Source organism: Caballeronia sp. LZ016 (genome assembly GCF_031450805.1).
In the GTDB taxonomy this organism is placed as follows: domain Bacteria; phylum Pseudomonadota; class Gammaproteobacteria; order Burkholderiales; family Burkholderiaceae; genus Caballeronia.
This window is the reverse complement of sequence record NZ_JARTVY010000005.1, coordinates 541,593-567,176: the sequence shown is the minus strand read 5'-3', so window position 1 is coordinate 567,176 and position 25,584 is coordinate 541,593. Positions and strand designations below refer to the sequence as shown.

At 63.2% G+C, this 25,584-nt stretch carries 22 protein-coding genes and 1 pseudogene; 14 read left to right on the top strand and 9 right to left on the bottom strand.

Annotated features, from left to right (window positions below; all coding sequences use genetic code 11):
* Positions 1-945: 945 nt before the first annotated feature.
* From P9220_RS26400 to P9220_RS26390, 3 genes are all read right to left on the bottom strand, one after another.
* Complete coding sequence (locus P9220_RS26400) at positions 946-1,410, bottom strand: hypothetical protein (protein WP_309768803.1); 465 nt, start codon at positions 1,408-1,410, stop codon at positions 946-948.
* A 1,260-nt stretch (positions 1,411-2,670) separates the two neighbouring features.
* The gene (locus P9220_RS26395; RefSeq protein WP_309768802.1) at positions 2,671-3,657 is read right to left on the bottom strand and encodes a hypothetical protein; all 987 of its coding nucleotides are present in this window, start codon (positions 3,655-3,657) and stop codon (positions 2,671-2,673) included.
* Between the two features lie 190 nt (positions 3,658-3,847).
* Entirely contained in the window at positions 3,848-4,336 is a 489-nt protein-coding gene (locus P9220_RS26390) for an Lrp/AsnC family transcriptional regulator (protein WP_309768801.1), read from the bottom strand.
* Positions 4,337-4,511: 175 nt separating this feature from the next.
* Between P9220_RS26390 and P9220_RS26385 the strand changes: the two genes are divergently transcribed.
* The 5 genes from P9220_RS26385 (at position 4,512) to P9220_RS26365 (ending at position 9,882) form a co-directional block, all read left to right on the top strand.
* The gene (locus tag P9220_RS26385) at positions 4,512-5,528 is read left to right on the top strand and encodes a 1-aminocyclopropane-1-carboxylate deaminase (protein ID WP_309768800.1); all 1,017 of its coding nucleotides are present in this window, start codon (positions 4,512-4,514) and stop codon (positions 5,526-5,528) included.
* An 82-nt stretch (positions 5,529-5,610) separates the two neighbouring features.
* Entirely contained in the window at positions 5,611-5,931 is a 321-nt protein-coding gene (locus tag P9220_RS26380) for a DUF1330 domain-containing protein (protein ID WP_309768799.1), read from the top strand.
* Between the two features lie 110 nt (positions 5,932-6,041).
* The gene (argG, locus tag P9220_RS26375) at positions 6,042-7,376 is read left to right on the top strand and encodes an argininosuccinate synthase (protein WP_309768798.1); all 1,335 of its coding nucleotides are present in this window, start codon (positions 6,042-6,044) and stop codon (positions 7,374-7,376) included.
* Positions 7,377-7,469: 93 nt separating this feature from the next.
* Positions 7,470-8,294: a DUF1932 domain-containing protein gene (locus P9220_RS26370; RefSeq protein ID WP_309768797.1), complete on the top strand. Its 825-nt coding sequence runs from the start codon at positions 7,470-7,472 to the stop codon at positions 8,292-8,294.
* Positions 8,295-8,436: 142 nt separating this feature from the next.
* Complete coding sequence (locus P9220_RS26365) at positions 8,437-9,882, top strand: NAD-dependent succinate-semialdehyde dehydrogenase (protein WP_309768796.1); 1,446 nt, start codon at positions 8,437-8,439, stop codon at positions 9,880-9,882.
* Between the two features lie 216 nt (positions 9,883-10,098).
* Here P9220_RS26365 and P9220_RS26360 read toward each other — a convergent pair whose 3' ends face one another.
* Positions 10,099-10,731, bottom strand: coding sequence for a YebB family permuted papain-like enzyme (locus P9220_RS26360; protein WP_309768795.1), 633 nt, complete (start codon positions 10,729-10,731; stop codon positions 10,099-10,101).
* Positions 10,732-10,865: 134 nt separating this feature from the next.
* On the opposite strand from P9220_RS26360, the gene P9220_RS26355 reads away from it, so the two are divergent.
* Positions 10,866-11,624, top strand: coding sequence for a helix-turn-helix domain-containing protein (locus P9220_RS26355; protein ID WP_309768794.1), 759 nt, complete (start codon positions 10,866-10,868; stop codon positions 11,622-11,624).
* 10 nt (positions 11,625-11,634) lie between these two features.
* Here the strand turns inward: P9220_RS26355 and P9220_RS26350 are convergent, their stop codons facing one another.
* Positions 11,635-12,564 carry a phosphatidate cytidylyltransferase gene (locus P9220_RS26350; RefSeq protein WP_309768793.1) on the bottom strand — a complete coding sequence of 310 codons (930 nt, stop codon included), beginning with the start codon at positions 12,562-12,564 and terminating at the stop codon, positions 11,635-11,637.
* Between the two features lie 28 nt (positions 12,565-12,592).
* Positions 12,593-13,222: a lysophospholipid acyltransferase family protein gene (locus P9220_RS26345; RefSeq protein WP_309768792.1), complete on the bottom strand. Its 630-nt coding sequence runs from the start codon at positions 13,220-13,222 to the stop codon at positions 12,593-12,595.
* A 207-nt stretch (positions 13,223-13,429) separates the two neighbouring features.
* Between P9220_RS26345 and P9220_RS26340 the strand changes: the two genes are divergently transcribed.
* Positions 13,430-14,038, top strand: coding sequence for a CDP-alcohol phosphatidyltransferase family protein (locus P9220_RS26340; RefSeq protein WP_309768791.1), 609 nt, complete (start codon positions 13,430-13,432; stop codon positions 14,036-14,038).
* Between the two features lie 24 nt (positions 14,039-14,062).
* Here the strand turns inward: P9220_RS26340 and P9220_RS26335 are convergent, their stop codons facing one another.
* Positions 14,063-14,287 carry a hypothetical protein gene (locus P9220_RS26335; protein ID WP_309768789.1) on the bottom strand — a complete coding sequence of 75 codons (225 nt, stop codon included), beginning with the start codon at positions 14,285-14,287 and terminating at the stop codon, positions 14,063-14,065.
* Positions 14,288-14,428: 141 nt separating this feature from the next.
* Between P9220_RS26335 and P9220_RS26330 the strand changes: the two genes are divergently transcribed.
* Both P9220_RS26330 and P9220_RS26325 read left to right on the top strand, forming a co-directional pair.
* Positions 14,429-15,586: a PDDEXK nuclease domain-containing protein gene (locus P9220_RS26330; RefSeq protein ID WP_309768939.1), complete on the top strand. Its 1,158-nt coding sequence runs from the start codon at positions 14,429-14,431 to the stop codon at positions 15,584-15,586.
* Between the two features lie 112 nt (positions 15,587-15,698).
* Entirely contained in the window at positions 15,699-16,442 is a 744-nt protein-coding gene (locus tag P9220_RS26325) for a carbonic anhydrase family protein (RefSeq protein WP_309768788.1), read from the top strand.
* A gap of 123 nt (positions 16,443-16,565) precedes the next feature.
* Here P9220_RS26325 and chrA read toward each other — a convergent pair whose 3' ends face one another.
* Positions 16,566-17,786, bottom strand: coding sequence for a chromate efflux transporter (gene chrA, locus P9220_RS26320; protein WP_309768787.1), 1,221 nt, complete (start codon positions 17,784-17,786; stop codon positions 16,566-16,568).
* A 236-nt stretch (positions 17,787-18,022) separates the two neighbouring features.
* Between chrA and P9220_RS26315 the strand changes: the two genes are divergently transcribed.
* Together P9220_RS26315 and P9220_RS26310 are read left to right on the top strand one after the other, a co-directional pair.
* The gene (locus P9220_RS26315; protein WP_309768785.1) at positions 18,023-19,765 is read left to right on the top strand and encodes an IlvD/Edd family dehydratase; all 1,743 of its coding nucleotides are present in this window, start codon (positions 18,023-18,025) and stop codon (positions 19,763-19,765) included.
* A 141-nt stretch (positions 19,766-19,906) separates the two neighbouring features.
* The gene (locus P9220_RS26310; protein ID WP_309768783.1) at positions 19,907-21,493 is read left to right on the top strand and encodes an amino acid carrier protein; all 1,587 of its coding nucleotides are present in this window, start codon (positions 19,907-19,909) and stop codon (positions 21,491-21,493) included.
* Between the two features lies 1 nt (position 21,494).
* On the opposite strand, the gene P9220_RS26305 is transcribed toward P9220_RS26310, so the two are convergent.
* Positions 21,495-22,265 carry a 3-oxoacyl-ACP reductase family protein gene (locus P9220_RS26305; protein WP_309768782.1) on the bottom strand — a complete coding sequence of 257 codons (771 nt, stop codon included), beginning with the start codon at positions 22,263-22,265 and terminating at the stop codon, positions 21,495-21,497.
* Positions 22,266-22,601: 336 nt separating this feature from the next.
* Between P9220_RS26305 and P9220_RS26300 the strand changes: the two genes are divergently transcribed.
* The 3 genes and pseudogenes from P9220_RS26300 (at position 22,602) to P9220_RS26290 (ending at position 25,202) form a co-directional block, all read left to right on the top strand.
* Positions 22,602-24,365, top strand: a complete 1,764-nt coding sequence (locus P9220_RS26300) for a tannase/feruloyl esterase family alpha/beta hydrolase (RefSeq protein ID WP_309768781.1) — start codon at positions 22,602-22,604, stop codon at positions 24,363-24,365.
* Positions 24,366-24,585: 220 nt separating this feature from the next.
* A pseudogene (locus P9220_RS26295) lies at positions 24,586-24,720 on the top strand (MBL fold metallo-hydrolase); the annotation flags it as partial.
* Positions 24,721-24,938: 218 nt separating this feature from the next.
* The gene (locus P9220_RS26290; protein WP_309768780.1) at positions 24,939-25,202 is read left to right on the top strand and encodes a hypothetical protein; all 264 of its coding nucleotides are present in this window, start codon (positions 24,939-24,941) and stop codon (positions 25,200-25,202) included.
* Positions 25,203-25,584 lie beyond the last annotated feature (382 nt).

Below are 25,584 nucleotides of genomic sequence, written 5' to 3'. Positions count from 1 at the left end.
GCAGCCCCGGAAACGCGCCTCCCGTCCCCGTGAACGTCGCGGGGCGGGGCTCCAATTACCGCATAATCGGCGCTTCGATCGCTGCGGCGCCCCACATCGGCGCGTGGTGTCCGAATTCGGACACTTCAGCACGATCCATTATTGGCGTCGCCGAAATGGAAGGAAACCACTCGCGAGAGGGACTCGCCGTCTGTGTCGAGTAGCGGGCTAATTGCCCGACGGTTACTGTGCACTATCGGCCGCCCGCTTGGCAACGTCGCCTCAAGCGAACAAGTCACTCGTGTCATGCGCTCGTCGCCGTACATATCCTCCGCGCGCTATCGACTGATTCGTAACCCGAGGCAAAAAGACGCGAACTCCCTTCGAGAACAACGCGTCAACGCGATGGAATCGTCGCTCAGAGTTGCGCGGTTGATAACGTGGAAATCAGTCGGGGCGAGCGCCCGGCTTCCGAAGAGCCGCACCGCGTTGCGCGGGAGCGGGGATCGAGCTGACAGACAGGCATTTGCGTACTGGACTGCAAAGATGCGCGGATGCATTCCGCTAGTCCGCCGAGCCGCAACGACTCAACGTGGGGGCGCATTGCAGGACTGCCGCGATCGAACACCGGTGCCATCCAACGTAGCTAGGATCTGCATCGACTCGAGAAGCCGCGTCCCGTGAAACACTCGGAAACCAATGCCGAGAAGCGAATTTCGCTGGAAATTCAGTTGGATAGGCACGTTTTCTCGACTTGTTTCACGCTTGGGCTACGCGTCGGCATCGATTTCTTATGTGCGGAGTCCGGTCCTGCACAATGCCCGTGTACGCGACACCGGAAAGCCGAACCTGTATCAAACGACACGGATGCCGTAGCCAAGGACCCGCACGCGTGTAAGCGATATCGATCGATCCTCCGCGAACTCTGGGAGCCGCACGCACCTCGACCGTCGTGGAGCAGCGCCGTTAAGCGCGCCGTTTCTGCAAGCCCCGATATGACTCACCCGCCTTGAACTGCTCGAGCCTTGCACTGGCAACAGTCAATGCTCCCAGTGTCGCTCGCCGTAGCTGATGATCGTAAAGAGAAACGATAGGCGCTAGCCGTTCGACCTCCTCCCCGCTAATCGACCAACATCCTGAGCGCTGACCGGCGTCGAATACGCTGGTCATGATGGCGTCCGCGTCGAAGAATGCGTCGTCTGGAAAGTAGCCATGTCCCGCTTCTGCCATGAATCTTGCGACGAGGACAACTTCGGCCATCTGTCGAGCCGGAGCAATGTCGGACGAACCGGCGCGGAGGGCTTCCAACGATAAATGAGCGAGTAGAGCCAACTCGTCAGCCACCGCACGGGGCATCGGAAGCAACTGTGCTTTTGTCTGGCGTTTCTGCATTGCTGGCGCGGAGCGCCGGAAAGGGATGGTGGTTGACATTGGATCGCTCGTTGGATGACCTTTCTCGGTTAACGATCGCAGGCTAGGGAATCTTGAGGGGCACGGTGTGGGATAGGCACCATCGACAGTCGACATCCGACAGATCCGATGCAGGTACGCTCCGGCGTGATCGCGCGTTGCGCGACGGACACTTCGACGCATCTTGATCCTTCCATGTGACGGTCGCGGAACTGACGGAACAGCCGAGTGGCTTCGCTTCACCACCACCTCAACAACCTGCCGCCTGCGCCTGCCGAACCGTGGTCTCTCGTCCCCGCATCAGACGGCGAAAGACCGTATGAGGCGGTGGAACGGCACAGGCTTGAGCCCTCCAGCTCGGCTGCATCGCCTTATTGAAATGGCATACGAAGGGACGAACGAACATTATGCAACTAACAGCCTAACAGCATGCGTCGGGTGCAGATGACATATCCCTAATAAATGACCGGCTGTACCCGCGCGATATCGCACTATCAGCAACGTCATTGTGACGATCAGTGGAGACTATCCCGGCAAGACCACGAATCGAGACTCGCACCGGTTGTCGACCGGATTCGACGACGCCGCCACCACGCGCAGCCTTGGGTGCCGTAAGGCGAAATCGACCGTACCGGAGTTCACCGGTCGCGCCGCAGGCGGGCGACAGCACCGATGATTAGACATGCGGTATTGAGCGCCGACACGTTGAACCGCAAGGGCACGATTGCAGTCGGGCAAGGCTGGGTGCATGGCGAGAAGCAGCACCTTGATCAGTGAAGCAGCCGCACGTTACGAAGACATCGAGCTTCATGAAACGCCTTCCACCGAGCCGGAGTGCGCTGCAGTGCCGGGCATAAAGTCAACGACGCAAGCGCCGCAATCGGTCGTTGTCAAAGCCGGTATCGGACGTGCGGCGGAGATGCCAACGACGCCGCGCCAATAGGCGTAAGTCGGCGCGTCGAGCCACGGGCCGACAGCGTCGCACGCGCGGGGCCTCGATCGTGACGACGACTGATGAGGCCGCGCCGGCACGATCGCCTGAACCGGAGAAGGCGCAAAAGGAATACGCACAAAAGTAGCAGGATCGCGAATCTCGCCGTGTCCCGCGATCAGCGTGCGAAGGATCGGCAAGTCGCATCGTGTAATGACACAGGGCGCCAACCACGACCCTCTGACCACCGACCGCCGTGACGTCGAGTGCAAGCGACCCACGTCGAACGATGGCGCGAATGCCTGCGCACCTATGCTCCGCACGCCACCCATCTAACGCAACGTCCGAAATCACGCTTGTCGGTCCTCCGATGCCTCCTCGGGACTCTTCTCATGCGGCTTCACGGTCGACCGAACGACCATGATCCTGTTTAGTACATCGAACCAGAACGGCGCGCCGAGGGTAATGGCAAAAGCCGTGAGCAGCCACCCTAGCGGCTTCGTGAAGTAGGCGTGATATTCGTTCCAGAGGTTCGTTCGAGTGCCGCTCTGCCTTGCTTTCTCATTGAAAACGAAGTCCCATCCGATGGGAAGCCTGAGCTCGTCGATCTGTTCCTTGACATCCTTGAAATTCACCGGCAGGCCGCTCGCGTCCCTGGCGATGGAACCCGCTTGCGCGACGATAGCCCCGCGTTGCGTTTCATTGCGGTAGAGGTAATCGGCGAGGGTCAGCGTATCGACATTGAAGCCCACGGACATCACGAGTCCGATCCAGAACAGCACCCATTGCGTCGATCGTCTGTATCGTCCCGATACGCGATCCATCGCGCTGTCGTACCAGCGCTCGAGATTCTTTCTCGCTTTGTCGAGATCGTCGTGGGCGGTATCGAGCGCGGCGAGGACGGCGCGCTGCACGGCGGGATTGTCCATCAGTGCAAGCTGCCCACGAATGCCCGCGACGGTAACCGTTTCCGTCGACACCAACGCTCGGCCCGAACCGCGAGCGACGATGTCCATCAGCGCCGCCGCGAAGTTCCTGGCCGGTATATACGACGGCAGCGACTTGCCGCGTGTCAGCGCGCCCGCTATTTTTCCCGGCGCGGGCGAAGCATATTCCCCGGCAAAAAGGCTAAAAACGAGCGGATGTTCATAGAAGGCCTTCGCGAGATTTTCGCCCTTCAGGTCGAACAGCAACTCGCGGATACCATTCTCGAGATACGACGCGCGCGTCTTCAGCAATCCCTCCAGTCCCTCGCGCAACGCGGTGCACATGAGACTTAGCAGCATATAGATGAAGACGATGCCGATAGCGACTTCGAGTATTGCCGAGTTGAACATGGCGCCTCTCATCGGTAAAGGTTGAACGCGCGGCGACGGCGTCACTGACATGCGAAAGACAAGCTGCAATCAGGTTAGTCGATAATCCATGCGATAGAGAAACAGTATGTACGCTCTCGTACCAAGCATCGGCGCAACACGCAATAAATTCGATAGGATAACGAAGCATTACGGGCGGGACTAGAAGCCGTCACACCGGAAACGCGGTAGTCGACAGAATCTCCCGCAACACGACGAATGTTCGTATCTGCCGTACACCCGGCAGATAGAGCAGCTTTTCGGCGTGCAGCCGGTTGAAGCTATCACTGTCGCGCGTACGGATCAGCATGAAGAAATCGAATTCGCCGGTGACGACGTGACACTCCATGCAGCCGGGCACTTTCTGCGCTGCTTTCTCGAATGCGGTGAACGACTCGGGCGTCGATCGGTCCAGCATCACGCCGATAAGCACGAGCATCCCCGCATCCAGCGCCTTGGGATTGAGGAGCGCGACGGTCGCGCGAATCAGGCCCGCTTCGCGCAAGCGCTCGACGCGCCGCAGACACGCGGGCGGACTCAGATTGACCTTTGCCGCGAGCGCCACGTTGGATATGGAGGCGTCGCGCTGAAGCTGACGCAGGATCGCGCGGTCGACGCGGTCGGTCTCATGCGGTTCTTGCGCTGCCGAGGATTTTTTCATTGCGCGAAATCACCATCTGACGAAATAACCGTAGGTTCGGGATCACACTTGCGTTCAAACGTTAAGCGCGTCCTATTAATTTCGCAACGCCTTTTATCGCCGGCTTGACTACGATTGTCCGCATGGCGTCGCCGATCTGCGCGACTGCCGGAGCCCAATCACGAGGATGCCGACCATGAACCTGCAACGTTTCCCCCGTTATCCGCTGACTTTCGGCCCGACGCCCATTCAGCCGCTCAAGCGTCTTTCGGCGCATCTCGGCGGCAAGGTCGAGCTATACGCAAAGCGCGAAGACTGCAACAGCGGCCTCGCGTTCGGCGGCAACAAGACACGCAAGCTCGAATACCTGATTCCCGAAGCGCTCGCGCAGGGGTGCGATACGCTCGTTTCGATCGGCGGCATCCAGTCGAATCAGACGCGGCAGGTTGCCGCCGTCGCGGCGCATCTCGGCATGAAATGCGTTCTCGTGCAGGAAAACTGGGTCAATTACTCGGATGCCGTCTACGACCGCGTCGGCAACATTCAGCTCTCGCGGATGATGGGCGCGGATGTCCGCCTCGTGCCGGACGGCTTCGATATCGGCATTCGCAAGAGTTGGCAGGACGCGATGGATAGCGTCCGGGAAGCGGGCGGCAAGCCGTTTCCGATTCCGGCGGGATGCTCGGAGCATCGGCTGGGCGGACTCGGCTTCGTCGGCTTCGCGGAAGAAGTGCGGCAGCAGGAAGCGGAACTTGGCTTCAGGTTCGACTACATCGTCGTGTGCTCGGTGACGGGCAGCACGCAGGCGGGCATGGTCGCCGGATTCGCCGCGGATGGCCGCGCGCGACGCGTGATTGGCATCGATGCATCGGCGAAACCGCAGCAGACGCACGAGCAGATTACGCGCATCGCGAAGCACACCGCGGAACTCGTCGAACTGGGGCAGGACATCACGAGCGACGACGTGATTCTCGATACGCGCTTCGGCGGCCCCGAATACGGGCTGCCGAACGAAGGCACGCTGGACGCAATCCGTCTTTGCTCACGGCTCGAAGGCGTGCTGACCGATCCCGTCTACGAGGGCAAGTCGATGGACGGCATGATCCAGATGGTGCGCAACGGCGAATTCCCCGAAGGTTCCAGGGTGCTGTATGCGCATCTCGGCGGCGTCCCGGCGTTGAACGCGTACAGCTTCCTGTTCCGCAACGGCTAGGCGCTTTACCTCCCGCGTAATGGACGCACGGCGCTGCCAAGGCCAGGCTGACGGCGTGCGACATCACCACGGGAGCTTCGAAATGACCGCTTATGCGATTGGCCATCTATATGAAGTCGACTTGTGCGCGGACATCGTCGAGTATCTGCAACGTATCGACGATACGCTCGCGCCGTTTGGCGGCCGCTTCATCGTCCACGGCGGACGATGCGAACTCTGCGAAGGCGAGTGGAAAGGTGATCTGATCGTGATCGCCTTCCCCGACCTCGCGCAAGCCCGCGACTGGTACGCGTCCGACGCGTATCAAGGCATCCTGCCGCTACGCACGCGCCACGCGCGCGGCGCGGTGTTTCTCATCGATGGCGTCGATGCCTCCCACAAGGCGACCGACATCCTCCAATAGCGGCCTGCCGTCGGCGATGGTCTAAACTTGCCCAACTTGTCATATCACCGGGCATGGTTGATACTCGAAAGTTGCACCCAACCCCGCACGTCGACTTAACGGTTTCGCTAATGAGCACAATTCTTGAAAGCCTTCCGACTGGGCAAAAAGTCGGTATCGCATTCTCAGGCGGCCTCGATACGAGCGCCGCGCTGCACTGGATGCGCCTGAAGGGCGCGGTGCCCTACGCCTACACGGCCAATCTCGGCCAGCCCGACGAAGACGACTACGACTCCATTCCCCGACGCGCGACGCAGTACGGTGCAGAAGGCGCGCGCCTGATCGACTGCCGCGCGCAACTCGTCGCGGAAGGCATCGCCGCGCTGCAGTGCGGCGCGTTCCATATCTCGACCGCCGGCGTCACCTACTTCAACACGACGCCGCTCGGCCGCGCGGTCACGGGCACCATGCTCGTCGCGGCGATGAAGGAAGACGGCGTCAACATCTGGGGCGACGGCAGCACGTACAAGGGCAACGACATCGAGCGTTTCTACCGCTACGGCCTGCTCGTGAATCCTGACCTGAAGATCTACAAGCCCTGGCTCGATCAGCAGTTCATCGACGAACTCGGCGGGCGCGCGGAAATGTCGGAGTTCATGCGCCAGTCGGGCTTCGAGTACAAGATGTCGGCAGAAAAGGCGTACTCGACGGATTCGAACCTGCTCGGCGCGACGCACGAAGCGAAGGACCTGGAAAGCCTGGAATCGGGCATCAGAATCGTGAATCCGATCATGGGCGTGGCGTTCTGGCGCGACGACGTGAAGGTCGACCGTGAAGAAGTGACCATTCGATTCGAAGAAGGCCGCCCCGTCGCGCTCAACGGCAAGACGTTCACGGACGCGGTGGAGTTGCTGCTCGAAGCGAACCGCATCGGCGGGCGTCACGGTCTCGGCATGAGCGATCAGATCGAGAACCGCATCATCGAGGCGAAGAGCCGCGGCATCTATGAAGCGCCGGGGCTGGCGCTGCTGCATATCGCGTATGAACGCCTCGTCACCGGCATTCATAACGAAGACACGATCGAGCAGTATCGCGAGAACGGGCGTCGCCTCGGCCGTCTGCTGTATCAGGGCCGCTGGTTCGATTCGCAGGCCATCATGCTGCGCGAGACGGCGCAACGCTGGGTCGCGCGTGCGATCACCGGCGAAGTCACGCTGGAGCTGCGCCGCGGCAACGACTATTCGATTATCAGCACGAAGTCGCCGAACCTGACGTACCAGCCGGAGCGCCTGTCGATGGAGAAGGTGGCGTCGACTTTCTCGCCGCGCGATCGCATCGGTCAGTTGACCATGCGCAACCTCGATATCACCGATACGCGCGACAAGCTGCGCATCTACGCGCAAGTCGGCCTGCTGACGCCGGGCGAGTCGTCCGCGCTGCCGCAGATCAAGGGCGACAGCGAGTAACGCGCGCCGGCCGGATGAGCATGGCGCGTTCTGCGAAGCCGCGCTCATCCGCGTATCCTGTGCGTCTGTTCCACTGACCGCAGGGAGCCGCTTTTGACTCGATACACCATTGCGCTCCTCGGCGCGGGAAGCATGGGCGCGGCCGTCGGCAAGCTATTGAGCGCGTCGGGCGCGCGCGTGCTCACCACGCTCGAAGGCCGCAGCGCGGCCAGCATCGCCCGCGCGAGTGACGCCGGCATGGAAGACGCGAGTGTCGACGAACTCGCCGCGGCGGATTTCATCTTGTCGATCGTGCCGCCCGCCGTGGCCGTCGATACCGCGCAACGCCTCGCGCCCGCGCTCACGCGAGCCGCGAAGAAAGCCGTTTATATCGATTGCAACGCCATCAGCCCGCAGACCGTCGCGGCAATCGCGCAGACCGTCGATGCCGCCGGCGCCGCATTCGTCGATGGCGGGATCATCGGCTTGCCCTCATCGCCCAAGTTCTATTTCTCGGGTTCGCACGCGCCGCGAGCGAACGGGCTTGCCGGCGCCGGCCTCGCCGTGCGTCTGCTCGACGGGCCGATCGGCGCGGCGTCGGCGCTCAAGATGTCGTACGCGGGCATCACCAAGGGGCTGACGGCGATCGGCGCGGCGATGTCGCTCGCAGCGATGCGCAATGGCGCAGGCCGCGCGTTGCTGGACGAACTCGCTGAAAGCCAGCCGGAGATTGCCGCCTGGCTCGCGAGCAACGTGCCGCGCATGCCGCCGAAGGCGTATCGCTGGGTCGCGGAAATGGAAGAGATCGCGGCGTTCATCGGCGACGACTTCGCGGAGCATCGCATCTACGAAGGAGCCTCGGGACTCTACGCACGGCTCGCGGCCGACAAGACCGCCACCGATGCGCTCACCGAGTTCTTCGACGGATCGCGCCGATGACCGCGAAGCGTGCGGTCGTGCGATTTCCTGCGTATCCTTGAATAACGATGCAGGCTCGACTCTTCCACCGCATTTCTCATCGAAGCAGAATCCTGGCTGGCGAGCACGCCGGCCCGGCCATCTTTTTAGCAAGAGGTGCTCAATGACCGCAGGAACGTATCAGAACACGCGTCTTTACATCAACGGCGAGTGGTGCGACGCAGAGGGCGGCGCCACGATCGACGTGCTGAATCCGGCCACTGGCGAGAAGATCGGCACGGTCGCGCGGGCCAGCATCGGCGATCTGGATCGTGCGCTCGCTGCCGCGCAAGCCGGCTTCGCGACGTGGCGCCGGATGACGGCGCTCGAACGCGCGTCGCTGATGCGCAAGGCCGCCGCGCTCGTGCGCGAACGCGCCGATTCGATCGCCCGCCTGATGACGCAGGAACAGGGCAAGCCGCTCGTCGAAGCGCGCATCGAAGTGAACTCGGCGGCGGACATCATCGAATGGTTCGCGGACGAAGGGCGTCGCGTGCACGGGCGCATCGTGCCGCCGCGCAACGTCAACGCGCAGCAGACGGTCGTGAAGGAGCCGGTCGGTCCGGTTGCGGCGTTCACGCCGTGGAATTTCCCGGTGAATCAGGTCGTGCGCAAGCTGTCGGCTGCGCTGACGACGGGTTGTTCGTTCATCGTGAAGGCGCCGGAAGAGACGCCGGCATCGCCCGCCGAACTGATCCGCGCATTCGCCGATGCGGGCGTGCCGAACGGCGTGCTCGGCCTCGTGTTCGGCGATCCGCCCGAGATTTCGAAGTATCTGATTTCGCATCCGGTCATCCGGAAGGTGACGTTCACGGGCTCGACCGCGGTCGGCAAGCAATTGGCCGCGCTGGCGGGCCAGTACATGAAGCGCGCGACGATGGAACTCGGCGGTCATGCGCCGGTGATCGTCGCCGAGGATGCGGACGTCGAGCTTGCGGTGAAGGCGGCGGGCGCGGCCAAGTTCCGCAATGCGGGGCAGGTGTGTATTTCACCGACGCGCTTTCTCGTTCACAACAGCGTGCGCGATGACTTCGCGAAGGCGCTGGTGAAGCACGCGGAAGGGCTCTCGGTTGGCGATGGTCTCGCCGAGGGCACGACGCTCGGGCCGCTCGCCAACGCACGACGCATCACGGCGATGACGAGCGTGATCGAGAACGCGCGCAAGGCGGGCGCGACGGTGGCGACGGGCGGCGAGCGCATCGGCAGCGCGGGCAACTTCTTCGCGCCGACGGTGCTCACGGACGTGCCGCTCGAAGCTGACGTGTTCAACAACGAGCCGTTCGGTCCGGTCGCGGCGATCCGCGGCTTCGACTCCCTCGAAGACGCGATCACGGAGGCGAATCGTCTGCCGTACGGTCTCGCCGGCTATGCGTTCACGCGCTCGTTCAAGAACGTGCATCTGCTGACGAACCGGCTCGAAGTCGGCATGTTGTGGATCAACCAGCCCGCGACGCCGTGGCCGGAAATGCCGTTCGGCGGCGTGAAGGATTCGGGCTATGGCTCCGAAGGCGGACCGGAGGCGCTGGAGCCGTATCTCGTGACGAAGTCGGTCACGGTGATGGCGGTTTGAGTCTTGCCTGAGTGATGGGAAGCGCCCGTGCATGGAGATGCGCGGGCGCTTGCATCTCCTCCCGCTGCGCGTCGTAGTCCAGATTTGCTGCGCATTTTCCCATTGCATCGACTCGTCTTCTTGTCGACGAAGCTCGAAGCTGACGACAAGCACACCACGCTCACGCCACGTTTTCGCGCCCGCTCCTATCGGGACGATGGCGCGCCGTTCATCTCATCATTGAACGGCTTCATGTGGCGCATGAATCATCGGACGAGCGACGCCGTCCTCGCCGCTCTCGAAAAACACCTCCAGCTCGGAACTGTTCAGCAAACTGGCGGGTGTCACCGTCTCACGCCGCCACGGAATGCGTCCGAAGTGCCACAAGCGCCAGAACCCGAGCGCCGCTCCCGGCTGACGCGCAAGCAGCGCCGCGAACGTCTCCACTTCGCCGACGCGCACGCCGGTTGCATCGCGAAGCACCTCGTGCACGAAGCGCGAGCAGAATTGCCGCGTCGAATGCATGTTGAATCCGGTGTCGTACCAGATGCCGATGCGCCGCCGCGCGGCCGCCGCGATGCGTTCCTTCTGCGCGTCCGTCAGGCAAGCGCGCAGTCGGCCGACGGCCACGCGCCCGCCTTCCGAACGCGCGATGAAGGCCCGAAGCGTGGTGATGCGACTCAGCGGGAATGCACTTTCCGCGATCAACGTTTCGCCGTCGCTCTCGCCGATTACGATCCCGACATGATGCGTCCACGACTCCGTCGCAATCGAAATCTCTCGAAACGGCCGCGCGCGAACGCGGACAAAGACCACATCGCCGGTTTGCAGATTCACCGGAAGCGCCTGAGCGTGATTGATGGCGAGCATGTTCGAATGTCCTCGTGATCGCATTGCCAGTAGAGAAGCGTTAGCATGCAATCCCCGGTCATCGAACGCACGCTCTTTGCCACGCGGCATTGCGGCTTGCACGGTCGGGTATCGAAATCCGATACCAGGAAAACATGAACGAAGTGGCGCGCATCATCGCGGTCATCAAACGCCATCTCAAAGCGCAAGGCTTGACGTATCGCGCAGTCGCGCATGCGCTCGAACTGTCCGAGCCGAGCGTCAAACGCCTGTTTTCAAGCGAGCGTTTCACCGTCGAACGTCTCGCGCAGGTCAGTGCGTTGCTCGGCTTCACGCTGGCCGAACTCACCAACGAAGCCGCGTCCGTCACGCCGAGGCGAAAGACGCTCACACACGCCCAGGAAGCCCAACTCGTTGCCAATCGCAGGCTGTTGCTGGTCGCGGTATGCGCGCTGAATCACTGGACGGTAGCGGAGATCGTCGGTGAATATCGCATCACCCATGCGCAGTGTCTCGAGAAGCTGCTCAAGCTCGAACGCATGGGTCTCATCATGCTGATGCCCGGCGACCGCATTCGCCTGCTCGTGGAGCGAGACTTTCACTGGCTTCCCGGCGGCCCCATCCGGCGCTTCTTCATGGAGGAGGCGCTGCCGGACTTCGTCGCGAGCGACTTTGATCATCCCCGAGCGACGATGGAATTCGCCCACGCGATGCTCACCGAACCGGCGATCGAGCAGCTTCGCGGCGAACTGCTCACGCTTCGTGCGCGCGTGGCGGAGTTGCACGCGGAGTCGGCGAAAGCGCCGATTGCGCATCGCCGTGGAATCGGCATGCTGCTGGGCGCGCGCGAATGGGAACCCGCAGCGTTCGCGGACATGCGCGGCGGCAAGCGCTCACGCAGCGGCAAGAGCTGAGCACGCGCGATCACACATACACATACCGCACCAGATGAAAAAACACCGGCGCAGCAAAGCAGATCGAATCCACCCGATCCAGCATTCCGCCGTGTCCCGCGATCATCGTTCCCCAGTCCTTCGCGCCGAGCGAGCGCTTCACCGCCGAGAGCACGAGCCCGCCGACGAACCCCGTCAGCACGATTGCAAGCGACATCAGCAACGCCGCGCCGAAGCTGAACGGCGTCACGCGATACAGCGCCGCGCCGCATAACGCCGCGAGCAGGCCGCCGCCGACGAATCCCTCCACCGTCTTCGATGGCGACAGCACCGGCGCGATCTTGCGCCGCCCGAACAGCTTGCCGACGACATACTGCAGCACATCGCTCAACTGCACGACGAGCAGGAAATAGAACAGCAGCAGCGCGTTTTGTCCGCGATAACCGGGAATATCGAGCGTCAGCAACGCGGGCGCATGGCTCAGTCCGTAGACGCAGACCATCAGCGCCCAGTTGATGCGCGCATTGCGGCTCAGGAAATCGCGCGTGTCCTGCGTGACGGCCGACAGCAGCGACATCGCGAAGAAAAGATGCACCGGCACGAAGATCGAATACATCCCGTACCAGTCGATGCCGAGCAGCACGTACTGCGCCGGCACCGCCACGAAGAACGCGACGAAGAGGGTCGTGTGATCGCTCGGCGTCGTCGGCGTGAGCGTGATGAACTCGCGCAACGCGAGATACGAGAGCAGCGCGAATACCACGTACGTCGCCTTGTCGCCGAGACCGATGGCGATGACCATCACCGCGATCATTCCCCACCACGCGTGGATGCGCTGGTTCAGGTTGATGATCGTCGCGTTCGTGGCCTTGGTGCGTGCGCCGAGGATCGCGCCGATGATCGTCGCCACGGCGAGCACGCCGGTGACGCCGGCCACGAGTTTCCAGAATGTTGTCGGCATGATTTCCTTGATGTGCGAAATATCCGCGTCACTGCGCGGTGGATTGCGGCGCGAGCGCGATCACGGCATCGCGCATACGGGCGAGGAACGAAGCCTTGTCTTCCCCTTCGCGCCGCGCCTCCGATGCGCCGAAGTGCAGCTTGCAGATGAGCGGTATCGGCACGAGCGCGCCCTTCGGCATGATCCGCTGCAGGTTCTCCAGATAAACCGGCGCAAGCTCGACATGCGGAAATTCGCTCGCCAGATGAAAGAGCCCGCTCCTGAAAACTTGCGGCAGCGCATCCGCCCCACGCGTGCCTTCCGGAAAAATGATGATGGAATGCCCCTGCGCGAGCGCGTCGCGTACGGGGTCGAGCGGATCGCCTTCCGTTTCGCGGCGGCGATCGATCAGCACGACGTTGAGCAGCTTCTGCGCGATATGTCGCTTGAGCGGGCCCGAATCCCAGTAGTCGCGCGCGGCGACCGGCCGCACCGCATTGCGCAGACCGCGCGGCAATGCGGCCAGAATGGCGAGGGTATCGATATGGCTCGTGTGATTCGAGAAGTACAGCTTCTGTGCCGCGGATGGCGCTCCGCCGTGCCAGAGCGGATAAGCGCCGGCCACGAGCCGCACGAAAGCGAGAAGCAGGTCGCGCTGCCACCTGTGGATGAGTTTCATCGGTCGAGTGTTCGAGTTGTCGTCAGGGCGCTATTCCTGTCATAGCGCCGGCGTGGAAGCAATCGGCCTTGACGACTTATGCCAAATATCTTCTGTGTTGCCACAAATGCGCCTGTTTAATGAGCTTGGGAATCCTGACGGTTGACGGGCCCGTCGCGGGTCGCGATAGTAGCGCGTTTATGTCCGGCCACACGGCACCCCCATTCCATGAGCCTTTACGCACTCAAACCCCGCTTCCAGAATTTCTTGCGCCCTTTGACCGGCTGGCTGGCGCGGCACGGCGTGACGGCGAATCAGGTGACGGTCGGTGCGGCAATCGGATCGATCGCGGTCGGTGCGATGGCGGGACTTGCGTATCCGCATCACGCCATGTTCCTGCTGATTCCCGTCTGGCTCTTCGCGCGGATGGCGCTCAACGCCATCGACGGCATGCTCGCCCGCGAGCACGGCCAGAAAAGCACCCTGGGCGCGTATCTGAACGAAATGGGCGACGTGATATCCGATATCGCATTGGTCCTGCCGTTTCTCGCCGTCGCGGGATTCCCTTCGGCCGATGTCTGGCTTTTCGCGCTGACTGCGGTGATCGTCGAATGCGCGGGGTTGATCGGACCGCTCGCGGGCGCGAGCCGTCGTTACGACGGGCCGTTCGGCAAGAGCGATCGCGCGTTCGTCATCGGGGCGTTCGCGTTGTGGGTCGGCCTGGGGTACGGCATCGGCGAAAGCGCGGTGTGGCTGTGGCGCGCGCTGATCGCGCTGGCCGTGCTGACGGCGATGCGTCGCGTGCGGGCGGGCATCGCCGAGGCCGGCGGCCGTTGAAGACGCGGCACGCGGCCGCTCGGGTCAGCTGATGTAGACGAGCTGATCGCCGTTGGCGTCCTCATGACGGAAATAGCCGATGCGCCCCGCGCGCACGTCGAGCAGCACGGCGTCGATGCCGCTCACTTCGCTGCCGTCTGCGCGGCATCCGGCGATGTTGGCGAACGAATAGCCGGTGCGCGCGACTTGCCGCTTGAGGTCCATCAGACGCTTGATCGCGCCTTGCCTTGAGGTGAAATATCGGGTCATTGAGCCAGCGAAACGTCCGGTCGCAGGAAGCTCGAAGCGTAGGACGAATCGTCGGACAATGATGTGCGGTAGGCGACGCAAGCCCGTATGCGACACTGCACGGCGGTGAGCTTGCGCTCGCAACGGCAGACAAGGACGATGATGAACGACGTGATTCTCCCCGAGGACGACTACGGCGCGACGCTCGGCGACGTGCTCGCGCTGCTGGAGCAGGGCCGGCAGGCGGCGGCGCGCAGCATCAACGCGCTGATGACGGCGACCTACTGGCGCATCGGGCATCGCATCGTCGAATTCGAGCAGGGCGGCGCGGGCCGCGCGGCGTACGGACAGGCGCTGTTGCGGCGGCTGTCGGCCGATCTGACGACGCGCTTCGGGCGCGGTTTCGGCGTCGACAATCTCGAATTGATGCGGCTTTTCTATCAGGCTTATCCGGCATTGCCCGCCGCGACGACCGAAGCGATTTCCGAATCGCGGAATCGGAAATCCGGCGTATCGGCCGCGAAGGCGAAATCCGAATCGGCGATTCGGAATTCAACGCTCGCGCAACTGGCCGAGCGATTCCCGCTTTCATGGACGCACTACGTCCATCTGATGCGACGCACGCGCTCCGACGACGAACGCCGCTTCTACGAGGCGCAAGCCCTGCACGGCGGCTGGAGCGTACGGCAACTCGACCGGCAGATCGGCAGCCAGTTCTACACCCGCACGCTGATGTCGCGCGACAAGCGCGCGATGCTGGAGAAAGGCGGCATCGCGGAGCGCGGGGACATCGTGACGCCCGAAGAAGCCATCAAGGACCCGTACGTGCTCGAATTCCTCGACCTCAAGGACGAGTATTCGGAAAGCCAGCTGGAAGACGCGCTGATTCATCGGCTCGAAGACTTTCTGCTCGAGTTGGGCGGCGACTTCACATTCGTCGGGCGGCAGCGCCGCTTGCGCATCGGCGATAGCTGGTATCGCGTCGATCTGCTGTTCTTTCATCGACGGCTGCGGTGTCTCGTGATCATCGACCTGAAGCTCACCGAACTCAATCACGCCGATGTCGGGCAGATGCACATGTACTGCAATTACGCGAGGGAGCACTGGACGCTGCCCGGCGAGAATCCGCCTGTCGGCCTCATTCTTTGCGCGCGGACGAACGCGGCCGTGGCTCGCTATGCGCTCGACGGCCTGCCGAACAAGGTGCTCGCAGCGGAATATCACATGATGCTGCCTGACGAAAAGGTGCTCGCCGAAGAACTGGCCAGGGTTCGGCGCGAATGGGAAGCGGGCAGGGCGGGCGCGGACGAAGGGGAATGAGCGCGTCGCGCTTCGGGAGCTTGAACGCCGCGCTGGATTGCCTATAGTAAGTCTGCGCGCGTCGGGGCCGGCACGTCCCTCCGCCCAAAAAAAGAAGAGGAGGGTCAGCGTCATGTCCACCGATTCGAACCGTTCGCAGCATGATGCCGGCACCGCCCGGCGCGGCTTCGTCAAGCGGGCGAGCGTCGCCGTTGCCGCGCTTGCCACCGGCCCGTTGTCTATCGAAGGCGCGCGCGCCGGCGCATTGACGAAAGCCCAGCGCAAAAGCATGACGCCGGACCAGATCATCCAGGTCATGAAACGGGGAAACGCCCGGTTCCAGAAGGGCGAACGAAAAGCGCGCAACTATCTGAGCGAACAGCGGGCGAGTGCCGCGGGGCAGTATCCCGCAGCCGTGCTGCTCAGTTGCATCGATTCGCGCGCGCCGGCGGAAGTCATCATGGACCTCGGTATCGGCGATATCTTCAATTGCCGGATCGCCGGCAATGTCGAGAACGACGATATCCTCGGAAGCATGGAATTCGCGTGCAAACTGTCCGGCGCGAAAGTCGTGCTGGTGATGGGCCACACCGCATGTGGCGCGATCAAGGGCGCCATTGCCAACGCCGAGCTGGGCCATCTCACCGGCTTGCTGGACCGGATCAAGCCGGCGGTACAGGCCACCCCGTACGACGGCGACCGATCCGCGACCAACTACGCGTTCGTCGATGCCGTCGCGCGCAAGAACGTCGAGATGACGGTCGCGGCCATTCGGCGCGACAGTCCCGTGCTTGCCGGTCTCGAGACTGACGGCACGATCCGGATCGTCGGCGCGATGTACGACCTTCGAACCGGCGCGGTGAACTTCTTCGGCTGACTCGCCGTTACTGCCGGCGCAAACCCGACGAAGCGCCCCGCGAACGAAGCGTGCGCCCGCCGCCATGGCGATATCGCTCAGCGACGGCAGCGCAAAACCGTTGCGTGTGCTGGGCCGGTTGAACTAGCGCCACACCGACTCAGCGATCCCCGCCAGCGCGCACAACACGACGACGGCAAGCGGCGGCGTCTTCCACCGCGTGAGCAAGACGAAGCCGCACACTGCGATGCCAAAGTCGACGGCCGAACGAACCGCGCTCGTCCAGACCGGCGAATAAAGCGCCACGCCCAGCAATCCGACGACCGCCGCGTTCACGCCGGCCAGCATCGCGGCGACGGAAGGTCGCGAGCGCAGCGCCTGCCACCAGGGCAACGCCGCGACGACGAGCAGCAGCCCCGGCAGAAAGATGCCGGCGGTTGCCACGAGCGCGCCGGCCCAGCGAGCCGTCGGGCCGGCCGCCATCCAGCCGAGATACGACGCGAACGTGAAAAGGGGACCCGGCACCGCCTGCGCCGCGCCATAGCCGGCGAGAAAGTCGTTCGGCGATATCCATCCCGTCGCGACGGTCTGCTGCTGCAACAGCGGCAGCACGACATGACCGCCACCGAAAACCAGCGCGCCCGAACGATAGAACGCGTCGAAGATAGCGATGGGATGAACGTCGCGAGTCAGGGACGATAGCGGCAGACCAAACAGCAACGCACAGAACACAGCCAGCGCGATGACGCCCGCCGTGCGCGACACGCGAAACTCATGCTCGCAGGCGGCCGGCCGATTCGCCGGTGTCGCCGTCTCACGGCACAGCACGAGTCCGAGCACCGCGCCGCATCCGATCACGATGACTTGCGCATAGACGGTCGTCAGCACGCCGAGCGCGACGATTGCGGCAAGCGCCATGCCCGCGCGCCGTCGATCGGGGCACAGCCGGCGCGCCATGTCCCACACCGCCTGCGCGACCACCGCCACGGCGACGAGCTTCAGTCCGTGAATCAGGCCATCGCCGACCGGCCCGCCGACGCGCGGCGCGATCACGGCGAAGGCGACGAGCAACAGCACGGACGGCAGCGTGAAGCCGCACCACGCGGCGAGGCCGCCGAGCCAGCCCGCCCTGAGCAGGCCGATCGAAAAGCCGGTCTGACTGCTCGCAGGCCCCGGAAGAAACTGGCACAGGCCGACGAGATCGGTGAACGTTTCGTCGTCTAGCCAGCGCCGGCGCTCGACGAATTCCCGGCGGAAATAGCCGATGTGCGCAACCGGGCCGCCGAAGCTCGTCAGGCCCAGCTTCAGGAAGGCCACTAGCACTTCGAGTGCGGCTCGCGTTCGGGCTTGTGTCGCAGCGGTCATGTGCGGTTCGTGGATCATGGAGGGGAACAGGGCATCCGGTTGTGATCGTCATCGCGTGAGCTACAGATTGCAGCGCATACGCGGCTTTCTGTTCGCTAACCATGTCCTTTGACTTTGCTTTGCTTGCTCATTCGGCTCCCGGCGTATCGGTGCGCGCGGGCAGGGGCGAGCTAATATACCTCCACGAACAAGAGCACACGACATGCGACCCGAAGCACACCGGAGACAGAAAGCAAATGCAAAAGGAAGATCCAGAGGCCGGAGGCCTGTCGAAAGGCCTGACCAACTACGGTGACCGCGGCTTCGCGTTATACCTGCGCCGCTCGTTCGCAAAATCGATGGGTTATTCGACGGACTTGCTGAACAAGCCGATAGTAGGCATCGCGACCAGCGGCTCCGGCTTCAACAATTGCCACCGCGGAATGCCCGAGCTCGTGGATGCAGTGAAACGCGGCGTCCTCGCAGCCGGCGGCATGCCGATAGACTTTCCGACGATCTCGTTAGGCGAAGTCTTCCTGAACCCGACGTCGATGATGTTCCGCAACCTCATGAGCATGGACGTCGAGGAAATGCTGCGCGCGCAGCCGATGGACTCCGTCGTGCTCATCGGCGGTTGCGACAAGACCGTTCCCGCGCAGCTGATGGGCGCCGCCGCCGCCGATATCCCCGCCGTGCAACTCGTCGTCGGCCCGATGATGACCGGCCGTCACCAGGGGGAACGCCTCGGCGCCTGCACCGACTGCCGCCGCTTCTGGGCGAAGTTCCGTGCGAACGAGGTCAGCGGGCACGAAATCGATCAGATCGAAGGGCGTCTCGCGACCACCGCCGGCACCTGCGCCGTCATGGGCACCGCAAGCACCATGGCCTGCATCGCCGAAACGCTCGGCATGTCGCTGCCCGGCACCGCCGCCATCCCCGCCGTGCATGCGGACCGCATCCGCGCAGCCGAAGCCAGCGGCGCACGCGCGGTGCAACTCATTCGCGAACCTCTGCGGCCAAGCCAGATCATCACCGCGAAGTCGGTCGAGAACGCCGTGCGCGTGCTGCTCGCCATCGGCGGATCGACCAACGCGATCATCCATCTCACGGCTGTCGCGGGACGGCTAGGCATTCCCGTGTCGCTCGAAAGGCTCAACGCCATCTCCGATGAAACTCCCGTGCTCGTCAACCTGAAGCCGACCGGCGAGCACTACATGGAGGACTTCTTCGCTGCCGGAGGCATGACAGCCGTGCTGCGCGAACTGGAACCCCAACTGCATCTCGACGCGATCACCGTGACCGGCGAAACGCTCGGCGAGCGCATCGCGGCCGAACGCGAGGCGTGGGTCGATCATCGTATCGTCAGGAAGTCGTCCGACCCGGTGGAGCCGCAAGGCGGGCTCGTGGCGCTGTTCGGTTCGCTCGCACCGCGCGGCGCGATCCTCAAGCGCTCCGCCGCCGACAAATCGCTGTTCGAGCAGGAAGGGCGCGCGGTCGTGTTCACGTCGCTCGAAGACCTGGCGGCGCGCATCGACGATCCCGGTCTCGATGTCGAGGCAAACGACATCCTCGTGCTGCAGAACGCCGGCCCCGCGAGCGGCACAGGTATGCCCGAAGCCGGCTATCTGCCGATCCCGAGGAAGCTCGCGCAACAGGGCGTGAAGGACATGCTGCGCATCTCCGATGCACGCATGAGCGGCACGGCCTATGGAACCATCGTGCTGCACGTCACGCCGGAAGCCGCGCTCGGCGGGCCGATCGGACTCGTGCGCAACGGCGACCGCATTCGCCTCTCCGTGCGCGAGCGCCGCATCGACCTGCTCGTCGATGAAGCGGAGCTCGCGCGCCGGGCGCAGGACGTGAAGCCGCCCGAGCGCATCGCGCGGGGCTATCAGAAGCTGTATCAGGAGCGCGTGCTGCAGGCCGACGCCGGATGCGACTTCGACTTCCTGCGCGCGGCGTCCAAAGACGCCTCATCCGCCGACGAAGCCGGTTCGTGAAGAGCACGCGAACGCGCGCCGTATAATACGCGCCCGCGCATCCGATGATGCGCGCTGGCACTCGGCCCGGTTCCATCGAATCGGGTTTTTCTAATCCGAACTCCTGCTGCAAACAGCTCGAAGCAACAAAGAAGGCCCCGCGTGGATGACCTTTTCCAATCCGTGAACGCGTTCTTTGCGTTCATCGCGCCTGTCTCCGACTTTCTCTGGGACTTCCCCACCAACTTCAAGGCTTACTCGCGAATCCCGGTGCTCGGGCAGTTTCCGTTCGCGATCCTGCTGCTCGTCGGCGTCGGCATTCACTTCACCATTCGCACGCGTTTCATCCAGACGATGAACATCGGCAGGATCGTGCGCATCATGCTGCGCAGGCAATCATCGAGTACCGGGGTGAGCGCGCTCGCATCGTTCATGCTCGGACTCGCGATGCGCGCGGGGCCCGGAAACATCGTCGGCATTACGGGCGCGATCTCGGTCGGCGGTCCGGGCGCGCTGTTCTGGATGTGGGTCGCCGCATTCTTCGGCATGGCGACGGCCTTCATGGAATCGACGCTCGCGCAGCTGTTCAAGGAAAGGAAGGACGACGAATTCGTCGGCGGCCTGCCGTTCTATGGACGACGCATTCTCGGCGGACGGCGCTTCGTCGGCGCCTTCCTGTCGCTCGTGTTCATCGTCTATGCCTTGTTCAACGTGCCGCCGCAAACGTTCAACGTCTTCACGGCGATCGGCACCATCGCCGATACGGTGGCCGGCACGCATCTCGCGCGGCAATCGACGGTCTATTACTTCATCGCGGCTGGGCTCGTGCTGGCGTGCGCGTTCATCATCATGGGCGGCATCCGGCGCGTGACCGCTTATACCGATGTGCTCGTGCCCATCAAGGCGACGCTTTTCTGCGTGATGTCGCTCGTCATCATCCTCATCAATCTGCCGCTCATTCCGTACTTCTTTCACGAGGTCGTCGTCGGCGCGTTCGCACCGCATGCGCTGTTCGGCGGCGCGATCGGCACCGCGCTTGCGCAAGGCGTCAAGCGCGGGCTGATGTCGAACGAAGCGGGGCAGGGGACCATCACGATGGCCGCCGCCATCGCCGATAACGATCACCCCTGCGAACAGGGCTTCGTGCAAAGCCTCGGCGTGTTCTTCGATACGATGGTCATCTGCACGATGACGGGCTTCATCGTCGTGATGGCGCACGTGTGGACCGGCACGGTCGATGGCCAGGCGTGGGAATCGGTGCGGGCGTCGAAAATCACGGTGTATCTGGCGTCGGTGGAAGCGCTGGTCCCGGCGTGGGCCGGCGACGTGATCCGCATCGTCATGTGCGTCTGCTACGGACTCTTCGCGTTCACCACCTTGCTCGGCATGATTTCGTTCGCCGAAATATCGGCGAACTTCATCTCGCGCAGTCCACGTTTTATCGCGGGCATACGCGTGCTCGGATCGCTCGTGTTCGTGCCGTTCGGCGCGCTGACCGTGCTTGCGGGGCTTGAATTGCCGAACCTGTGGGCGCTGTCGGATCTCATGAACATCGTGATGGTGCTGCTCAACGTGCCGATCGTGCTGCTCGGGCAAGGGCTCGTGTATCGGGCGCTCGCGCATTATCAGGCCACGCGCGGCGGCCCCTTCCGGTCCGACGACATCGGCGTGCGGACCCAGTACTGGTCCGCACGAAGCCGCGACGATTCGAAAGCGCGCGCGGGCGAAAAGACCCGCGCGGAAGCCTGAGTCACGCGCCGCCCCATTGCATCGATAGTCCGCCGTCGATGGTCCATGTCTGTCCGGTGACGTAGTCGCCGTCATCGGACGCGAGGAAGAGCGCAACACGCGCGATTTCCTCCGGCTGTCCCGGCCGATGCCACGGAATCACCGACATCGATTTCTCGCGGGCGTCCGGATCATCAAGGCGTTTTTGCGTCATCGGCGTCTGGATCAGCCCCGGCGCGATATTGTTCACGTTGATCCTGTCCTCGGCGACTTCACGCGACAGGCTGCGCGACAGCGATCCGAGCGCGGCTTTCGCCATGCCATAAGGCGCGCTTTCCGGCGTGGGAAGATGCTGCGCCACCGACGATATATTCACGATGCGCCCGCCGCCCCCGCTCGCCCGGCGCAGCTTCACGAACGCGCGGCAGCAATAGAGCGGACCGAACAGGTCCGTCCTGATGACCGTCTCGAGCTGTTCGTCCTCCAGCTCCGCGACTTCGGCGCCGCCCGCGCCGACGCCCGCGTCGTTGACGAGGATGTCGAGACCGCCGAGCTGCGTCGTTGTTTCCTCGAACATCCGCGCGACCGAAGCGGGATCGCCGACATCGGCCTGCAAGACGATTGCCCGCCTGCCGGTGGCCGCGACTTGTTCCGCTGTCTTCTCCGCGCCCGCGCGGTCGGTGTGGTAGATCACGGCGACGTCCGCGCCTTCTTCGGCGAACAGGATCGCGATGGCCTGACCGATGCCGGAATCGCTTCCGGTGACGAGCGCCTTTCTCCCTTGCAGTTTCATCTCTGTTCCTCGTAGTCGTTGAGCACATGGATGGCCGCGTGCCGGCGCAGCGCGGCGTCGCTCTGCGTGCCAGCAAGGCGCATACATGGCCGGGCAGCCAATTCGAAAGACCTGTCGGGGCCATCTAATCTGTTTATCGGACAGCGTCGCGCCTCGTACTCCTTCGAGTCCGTGTCAGCAAGGCGATGCGTTGCCCCACGCACGCGTTCCGGCGTTTCACGCGCTGGTTAACCCGCCCTTCCGCCGCCCCGGCGCACGAGCCATTTTGACCCCCGGCAGCAACGTACTCCGATGCCGATAGCGATACGCGGCACAACTATTTGAAGAGGGAGACTCATGAAACGCATGAATCGCTTTGGGATGGCACGGTCGGGCGCAGCCTCGCTCCTGACATTGTTCGTCATGTGCATGACCGCCGTGCTGAGCGCCGCGTGTGGCAGCGACGGCAGTAGCGACAGCGCGCCGGCAAGCAATGCGCCGCTGTCCGTGGTGAAGCCCGTCGTCGATTGCTCGAAGCTCGCTTCGGTCGATCTCAGCGATATCGGCGGCGCGGGCAGCGCGATCAGCTCCGCGACGGTCACGGCCGCGACCATCAACGGCGCGTCGGTCAACTTCTGCACGGTGAAGGGCACGCTTGCCCCTTCCAATACGTTCGAAGTCGCGCTTCCCGTCGATTCATGGACGCAACGCTTCGCTGAACTCGGCTGCGGCGGTCTGTGCGGCAATCTCAGCGATCCGACCAAGCAAAGCTCGTTCAGCTTCAGCTATACGTGCCCGCTCGTGCAGCAGGGCGGCTTCGTCACTGCGGCAACCGATATGGGCCACTCGGGGCAAAGCGCCGCATGGACCACGGACCCGCAAAAGCAGGCCGATTTCGCTTATCGCGGACAGCACATCACCACGCTCGCCGCCAAGAAGCTGATTCAGGCTTACTACGGTCAGGCGCAGAAGTATTCGTACTTCGTCGGCTGCTCCGATGGCGGCCGCGAAGCGCTGATGGCCGCGCAGCGTTATCCGTCGGATTACAACGGTATCGTCGCGGGTGCGCCGGCTGCGCATTTCCAGATTCAGAACTCGCTGTATCACGGATGGAGCGTCGAATCGAACAGCACGACGGGCACGAGCGCGGGCAAGGCGGTGCTGTATGCCGACAAGGCGGAAGTACTGCACAAGGCGGTCGTGGCGGCTTGCGGCGGGCAATCGGGGGCGGCTGACGGGCTCATCGTCGATCCGCGCGTGTGCCACTTCGATCCCGCATCGATTCAATGCCCGGCGAGCGCATCGGATACGAGTAGCTGCCTGACCGCCGCCGAAGTCGCGACGGCCACGAAGATCTATTCCGGCCCGACCGATTCGACCACCGGCGTGCGGATGCTCGGCGGCTCGCCGCAATACGGTTCGGAGGCGAACTGGATCGGCGTGGAAGTGCCGACCTCGAACTCGACCGATGCGCCGGTTCCCGTCACGAGCCTCTTCAGCTATACGATCGTTTCCGGCGCGTACAACCTCATCTTCACGGGTTCGCCGGCGACGCCGAACATCGATACCTTCGGCTATCAGGACGCGAACTTCTATCCGGGCTATCTGCAGTCGAACCACGCGCTCAACGACGCGACCAATCCCGACTTGTCCGCGTTCAGGAAGGCCGGAGGCAAGCTGATTCTGTGGCACGGCTGGGCCGATCAGCACATCTCGCCGCTCTATACGATCGCGTATTACCAGGCGGTGCAGAACACGATGGGCGAAGCCAGCGCGAACGAATTCACGCGGCTCTACGTCGTGCCGGGCGTGGGTCATTGCGGCGGCGGCGAGGGCTTTCCGAACATCGACCTGGTGTCGCAGATCACCGGCTGGGTGGAGCATGACGCAGCGCCGAACGCGGTGATGTCGTATCAGACCGACACGGCGAACAAGGTCACGGCGTCGCGTCCGGTGTATCCGTATCCTGCTGTCGCGAAGTACACCGGCAGCGGCGACTGGCACGACGGCGCGAACTACACGCAAGGCGCGCCGCTCTATACCGCAGCGGCGCCCGCCTGGGCAGGCTCCAGCTTCTATGCGCCGTATGCACCAAAAACGCAGGGCGTAGCGGCGCCGTAAGTCGCGACGCACGCCTGGCTCAACGCGCAATGCCGTGTTACACGGCATTGCGCTTTCTTTTTGCCTCGGTGCTGCGGGTTAGACGCAGATTCAATCGCCGATGGCGCCCCGTAGATCGAACTCGACTTGCGTTTAGCGAAGCGTGCAGACCGATTGCCAGCGCTTGCGCATCGATCAGCTTCGCGCAGGTTTCCAAACTCGCGCGTGATGATCGCGGACGATGGCGCAGGACCTTATCGCAAAGATTCGCGGCAACGCGGTCAAGCCGATCAGGCATGTCGGGTTGTCGCACTATCACGCGGCGCGCGTACTGCGGACGTCCGCGTATTTTCCGGAAGGCGCACGGCATGTGATCGGAGTCGCGGCACCTCGCCATGCACATCCGGACGACAGGGCGCGACAACGAAATGCGGGAAGCGCTGCGGGGGTTGATGCCACGCTTCTCGCACTCGGCCGGCTTCACGAAACCTTGCACCGCACCAAAATTCCGTGGTAGAAGCACCGCTGCACGCGCGTCTCTCGACGCGCCAACTGGCAACGAACCAAGCGGCAGCAGCGGCTAAGGAGCAGAAGGTGAGAAGGACCGCCGAAAACAAGTTGAAGGTGGTCGCGGTACGCGTCGAGCCGGCGATCGAACAGAGATTGCGGCTATTGGCAGAAGTAACGGGACACAAGCAGTCGTTTTTCCTGCAACAGATGATCGAACGCGGCATCGGTCAGATGGAAGAAACGTGGTTGCCGCAAGCCATGCTCGAACAAGTGCGCGACGGATCGTTGCAGCCGAGGCCGCCAGCGAGCGACGCCACACCGGACCTCTTCAGCGATTACGCAGACTAAAGAAACACGCGAACGGCACACGCCAACCTTTCGAATTCCTAACGTCCCGAGCACCATCGTGCGCCAGGCGGGACATCTGGCGGGAATTCGTCTTGCTAATTCTCCGCGAATACGACAATTTGCCTCGCAGCGTGGGGAACCGCGCTCCGGTTCCTCATAAGCGTCTGCTACGCTCGTCGAACGAGGAGCGGCGCTTCGCAGCCGCTTAATACAAGCAAAATTGGCAGGCAAGCCTTTTGATTTCGTTGTGTTGGTTGCCGCACGGTCGGGGCATCGGCGGCTTGGGACGATTTCGAGTCCATCCCCACCCGGTGAACGACGTCAGGCGCTCGTGAACGAAACGGGGCTTGAACTTACGACCAATATTACAAAATCAGTCACA